1 protein-coding gene is annotated in these 4,238 nt (G+C 72.6%); it reads right to left on the bottom strand.

Annotated features, from left to right (window positions below):
- The coding region (locus ACZ418_RS42800) for an amino acid adenylation domain-containing protein (RefSeq protein WP_468374278.1) at nucleotides 1-4,238 on the bottom strand (4,238 nt) is incomplete at both ends.

The raw sequence follows: 4,238 nt of genomic DNA, 5'->3' as shown, positions 1-4,238 counted from the left end.
TTCCGCGAGCACCGGGCCGGTCTCCGGGTTCAGATGACGGAGCAGTCCGAAGCCCAGACCGTCACCGGGAACCGCCCTCAACTGCTCCTTGACCCGCTTCAGTACACGGCCGGCGGCCGGGCCACCGGCCCGTACCTCGGCGAAGTCGACACCTCCGGCGTCCAGCCGTACGGGATACACGCTGGTGAACCAGCCGACCGTCCGCGACAGATCCATGCCCTCGACCAGCGGCTCACGCCCATGACCCTCGACATCGACCAGCAGCCCACTGCCCGGATCACCGCGCCACTCGCCGATCGCTGTGGCCAGTGCCGCCAGGAGCACAGCGTCGACACCCGCGTGGAACGCCGCCGGGACCCGCGTCAGCAGCTCCGAGGCGACTGCCGCCGGAACGGTCACCGTCAGCTGTCGCATGGAAGAAACCAGATCCCGTGCCGGGTCCAGGGGCCGTGACACCGACAGACCGTCGCCGTCGAGCATGCGCGTCCACGCCGACAACTCACCGGCCCGTTCCGCACTGTTCGCCTCAGCGGCCAAGGCCAGAGCCCACTGCCGGAACGACAAACCGACGGGGTCCAAGGCCTCGCCGGGCCGCTCGTACGCAGCCGCGAGATCCGGCAGCAGGATGCGCCACGACACCCCGTCCACCACCAGGTGGTGCGCGACCAGCAGCAGCCGCCCGGGGCTCTCGGGCCCGGCATCGAACCACACCGCCTGCACCATCACCCCGGCCGACGGAGCCAGCCGCTCCCCGGCCGCCCGCATCTCCTCACCGGTCAGCCGCTCCAGCTCCGGCCCCGCCAGCCCGGCCGCGTCCACGCGCCGGACCCACTCGCCGACCGCGACACCCCCCGGCGGCGGAACCACCAGACGACCCCGCTCCAGACGCGCCCGCAGCACATCGTGGTGATCCACCAGCTTTCCGAGTGCGCGCACCAGCCGATCGACATCGAGACCCTGCGGGGTCCGAAGGAGCACCGACTGGAAGAAGTTCCTCGTCACGGCCTCAGGACCGGACTGGTCCTCCAGAGAACGCATCACCGGAGTGAGGGGGATCTCGCCCACACCGGTCGCCCGGGCATCGTTCCACGGGGCGGCCGCTTCGGAGAGCCGCTCGGCCACGAGGGCGAGCGCGGCCGGTGTGCGGTGCTCGAAGACCTGGCGTGCGCTGACGACGAGACCGGCTCGGCGGGCGCGGGAGACCAGCAGCATCGACATGATCGAGTCGCCGCCCAGCTCGAAGAACGAGTCCTCCGCCCCCACCCGCTCCAGCCCCAGCACCTCACCGAACAGACCGCACAGCGCTTCCTCGTCCGGCGTCGCCGCGCCCCGGCCGCCGCCGGCCAGGCCCGCGAAGTCGGGAGCGGGGAGCCGACCGCGGTCGATCTTGCCGTTCGCGGTCACGGGCAGCGCGTCCAGCACCACCACTGCCGCCGGGACCATGTAGTCCGGCAGCCGGTCGGTGGCGAAGTCCCGCAGCAGCGCGCCGTCCGCATCGTCCCCGGCGGCGGGTACGACGTAGGCGACAAGGCGTTTCTCGCCCGGCCGGTCCTCGCGGGCGATCACCACGACCTGGCCGACCGACGCATGCGCGGCCAGAGCCGTCTCGACCTCGCCCGGCTCCACCCGGTACCCACGGATCTTCACCTGTTCGTCCGCACGGCCGGCGAAGACCAGTTCGCCCTCGGGCGTCCACCGGGCCAGGTCGCCCGTCCGGTACATGCGCGTCCCGGCCTCGCCGAACGGGCACGCCACGAACCGCTCGGCCGTGAGCCCCGACCGGCCCTCGTACCCGCGAGCCAGACCGGCGCCCGCCACATAAAGCTCACCCGTCACATCCGCCGGCACGGGCTGCAGGAACTCGTCCAGCACGTACACCCGGGTGTTGTCACGGGGACGACCGATCGGCAGCACCGGGGGCACCTGATCGCCCGGGCGGATCGTGTGCGTGGTCGCGCACAGCGTCACCTCGGTCGGACCGTACAGATGGCGGACCACCAGATGCGGATGCGCGGCCAGGACCTGCGCCACGGCACCCACCGGGACCACGTCACCGCCGGTCAGCACCTCCGCGGCGCCCGCCAGGCACTCCGGGGACTCCTCCGCCAGCACCGCGAAGAGACCAGCCGTGACGTGCACGGAGGTGACCTCGTGGCGTGCGATCAGCCGTTCCAGCGACTCCGCGTCCACCCGCCCCGGCGGTGCCACGACGACCGTGCCGCCGCTGAGCAGCGGCATCCACACCTCGTACGTCGAGGCGTCGAACACATGCGGGGCGTGCATCAGCACCCGCTTGCCCGGGGCCGCCTCCCAGCAGCCGTCCGTCGCCAGCGCGGCCACCGAGGCCTGCGACACCGCCACGCCCTTCGGCAAACCCGTAGAACCCGACGTGTACATCACGTACGCCAGGTCGTCGCCCCGCGCCGTCGTGACCGGCCTGCTGTCGTCCGCACCCGCGAGCAGCTCCGCGACCGGCACCACGTCCTCGCCGGCCACGACCTGATCGCCGACCGTCAGCGCCGTGTCCGCCAGCATCAGCCGCAGCCGCTCCGCCGGATGACCGGCGTCCACCGGCACATACGCGGCCCCGGCCACCGCGATCCCCAGCAGCACCGCGATCAGCTCGGCGGACCGCTCCATGGCCACGCCGACCAACTGTCCGGTGCGTATGCCCCGGGTGAGCAGCCCGTGGGCGATGCGGTTCGCGGCGGCTTCCAGTTCGGCGTACGACCACTCCGTCTCACCGGCCACCACCGCCGGCGCGTCGGGGGTACGGGCCGCCTGGGACCGGAACAGTTCGCCCAGGGTCTCCGCCGGGGCCTTCCCGGCCGTGTCGTTCCACTCCGCGAGGACCGTGCGGCGCTCGGCCTCGTCCAGCACGTCGATCCGGCTCAGCGGCACCTCGGGATCGGCCGCCACCTGCTCCAGCACCCGCACCAGACGGCCCACGAGCGTCTGAGCGGTGGTCTCGTCGAACACGTCCGGCCGGTAGTCCAGCCGCAGCTCCAGTCCGTCGACCGGGACCACCACGAGGGTGAGCGGGTAGTGCGCGGCGTCCTGCCCCTTGGCCCCCACGAGTTCGAGGCCGGGGGGCACGGGCGGGCCCGCCGGGTCGACGGGATAGTTCTCGTACACCATCAGGGTGTCGAAACTCGCGCCCGAGCCGGCGGTCCGCTGGATCTCCGCCAGGCTCAGATGCTGGTGCGCCATCAGCGAGGACTGCCGGTCCTGCAGTTGGGTCAGCAGGTCGAGCGCGGACTGTGCGGGGTCCAGGCTCACCCGCACCGGCAGGGTGTTGATGAACAGGCCGAGCATGTTCTCCACGCCCGGCAGCTCGCCCGGCCGTCCCGCCACCGTCGCGCCGAACACCACGTCGCGCCGGCCCGTCAGCTTGGCCAGCAGCAGCGCCCAGGCCCCTTGCACCACCGTGTTGAGCGTCAGGCCGCGCCCACGGGCCATCGCCCGCAACGCCTCGGCCAGCCGGTCACCGGCCTTGACGGCCACCACACCCGGGAGTATGGGCACCGTCTCCCGGTCGGCCGCCGCCACCAGGGTCGGCTCGTCCACCCCGGCCAGGGCCTCGCGCCACGCCTCCCGCGCGGCCTCGTCGTCCTGCCGGTCCAGCCACGCCAGGTACTCGCGGTACGGCGTCACCGGCGGCAGACCACCAGCCTGTCCCCCGGCGGTGTAGTGGGCGGTCCACTCGCGCATCATCACCGGCATCGACCAGCCGTCCATCAGGATGTGGTGCATCGTGACCACCTGACGGAACCGGTCGGCGCCCAGCCGGATAAGCAGCAGTCGCAGCAGGGGCGGGCTCGCCAGATCGAAGCGCCTCCCGCGCTCCTCCTCGGCCAGTCGCTCCGCCTCCACCTCCGCCTCGTCGGCGGGGAGATGCGAGAGGTCCACTTCGCGCCACGGCAGCGTCACGCCCCGGGCGACCACCTGGACCAGCTGTCCGGCGCCGATGGGCTGGCGGAAACCGGCGCGCAGGCTCGCGTGCCGCGCCAGCAGCGCCTCCCACGAGGCCCGCAGCACGCCGGCGTCGACGGGTCCCCGAAGATCCAGGACCCGTTGCCCGACATACACGTCCACGGCCTGCTCGTCGTAGAGGGCGTGGAAGAGCAGCCCCTCCTGCAACGGCGACAGCGGCCAGACGTCGGCCAGCTGCGGCTCGGCGGCCTCCAGCTCCTCCACCTGCTCCTGGGCGAGCGTGACCAGAGGGAAGTCGGACGGCG

It is taken from the genome of Streptomyces sp. NPDC030820, from assembly GCF_055572075.1.
The sequence above is the reverse complement of the archived record's forward strand: the minus strand, read 5'-3'. Positions and strand labels throughout refer to the sequence as shown.